The 2,253-nt window shown below is 55.3% G+C and carries 1 rRNA gene (running past one end of the window); it reads left to right on the forward strand.

Annotated features, from left to right (window positions below):
- Nucleotides 1–2,152 (forward strand): 23S ribosomal RNA (locus EDF64_RS17995) (it extends 1,074 nt beyond the left edge of the window).
- The last annotated feature ends 101 nt before the right edge of the window (nucleotides 2,153–2,253 follow it).

Raw genomic sequence — 2,253 nt, forward strand, 5'->3', positions numbered from 1 at the left:
AACAGGTTACTGACGTCAGCCAAACTCCGAATGCCGGTGAGTGAGAGCGCAGCAGTGAGACGGTGGGGGATAAGCTTCATCGTCGAGAGGGAAACAACCCAGACTACCAACTAAGGCCCCTAAGCGTGTGCTAAGTGGGAAAGGATGTGGAGTTGCATAGACAACCAGGAGGTTGGCTTAGAAGCAGCCACCCTTGAAAGAGTGCGTAATAGCTCACTGGTCAAGTGATTCCGCGCCGACAATGTAACGGGGCTCAAGCACACCGCCGAAGTTGTAGATTTCGCACACTCGATAAGCCTTCGTGGTTCAGTCGTGCGGAGTGGTAGGAGAGCGTCGTGTGGCGAGTGAAGCGGCGGAGTGATCCAGCCGTGGACGCTACACGAGTGAGAATGCAGGCATGAGTAGCGAAAGACGGGTGAGAAACCCGTCCTCCGAAAGACCAAGGGTTCCAGGGCCAGGTTAATCCGCCCTGGGTAAGTCGGGACCTAAGGCGAGGCCGACAGGCGTAGTCGATGGACAACGGGTTGATATTCCCGTACCGGCGAACAACCGCCCAAGCTAATCCAGTGGTGCTAAGAGTCCTAACCCGGTTCCAGCGGATCCCTTCGGGGTGATGCGGTCCGGTCTAACGCTCGACCCCATGCTGGTGCGGTTAGCGTATGAACAGGTGTGACGCAGGAAGGTAGCTGAGCCAGGCGATGGTATCCGTAAGGTGAACCTGGTGTAAGGATGTAGGGCTGACGATAGGCAAATCCGTCGTCTGTACGCCTGAGATCCGACACGTACCCGTAAGGGGAAATCAGTGATCCTATGCTGCCGAGAAAAGCATCGACGCGAGGTTGCAGCCGCCCGTACCCGAAACCGACTCAGGTGGTCAGGTAGAGAATACCAAGGAGATCGAGATAATCGTGGTTAAGGAACTCGGCAAAATGCCCCCGTAACTTCGGGAGAAGGGGGGCCGGACACGTGACCGGACTTGCTCCGTGAGCGTTGAAGGCCGCAGAGACCAGTGGGAAGCGACTGTTTACTAAAAACACAGGTCCGTGCGAAGTCGCAAGACGATGTATACGGACTGACGCCTGCCCGGTGCTGGAAGGTTAAGAGGAGGGGTTAGCCTTTGGCGAAGCTCTGAATTTAAGCCCCAGTAAACGGCGGTGGTAACTATAACCATCCTAAGGTAGCGAAATTCCTTGTCGGGTAAGTTCCGACCTGCACGAATGGCGTAACGACTTCCCAGCTGTCTCAACCGCGAACTCGGCGAAATTGCACTACGAGTAAAGATGCTCGTTACGCGCAGCAGGACGGAAAGACCCCGTGACCTTTACTACAGTTTGGTATTGGTGTTCGGAGTGGCTTGTGTAGGATAGGTGGGAGACTGTGAAGCGGGCACGCTAGTGTTCGTGGAGTCATTGTTGAAATACCACTCTGGTCACTTTGGATGTCTAACGTAGGACCCTGATCGGGTTCATGGACAGTGCCTGATGGGTAGTTTAACTGGGGCGGTTGCCTCCCAAAGAGTAACGGAGGCGCCCAAAGGTTCCCTCAACCTGGTTGGCAATCAGGTGGCGAGTGTAAGTGCACAAGGGAGCTTGACTGTGAGACTGACAGGTCGAGCAGGGACGAAAGTCGGGACTAGTGATCCGGCAGTGGCTTGTGGAAGCGCTGTCGCTCAACGGATAAAAGGTACCTCGGGGATAACAGGCTGATCTTGCCCAAGAGTCCATATCGACGGCATGGTTTGGCACCTCGATGTCGGCTCGTCGCATCCTGGGGCTGGAGTAGGTCCCAAGGGTTGGGCTGTTCGCCCATTAAAGCGGTACGCGAGCTGGGTTTAGAACGTCGTGAGACAGTTCGGTCCCTATCCGCTGCGCGCGTTGGAAATTTGAGAAGATCTATCCCTAGTACGAGAGGACCGGGATGGACGAACCTCTGGTGTGTCAGTTGTTCTGCCAAGGGCACCGCTGATTAGCTACGTTCGGACCGGATAACCGCTGAAAGCATCTAAGCGGGAAGCCGTCTTCGAGATGAGATTTCCATGCACCTTGAGTGTGAGAGGCTCCCAGCAGACTACTGGGTTGATAGGCCGGATGTGGAAGCGGGGACTAACGACCCGTGGAGCTGACCGGTACTAATAAGCCGAAGACTTGACAACACAATTATTTCCCACACTTTCGGGTGTGGGGCTCGCGTCCACTTTGTGGTTCCCGACAGACGATCGGGAACATGAAACTGAATACCGCTACACCCGCATTC

This window comes from Curtobacterium flaccumfaciens (assembly GCF_004361695.1).
Taxonomy (GTDB): domain Bacteria; phylum Actinomycetota; class Actinomycetes; order Actinomycetales; family Microbacteriaceae; genus Curtobacterium; species Curtobacterium flaccumfaciens_B.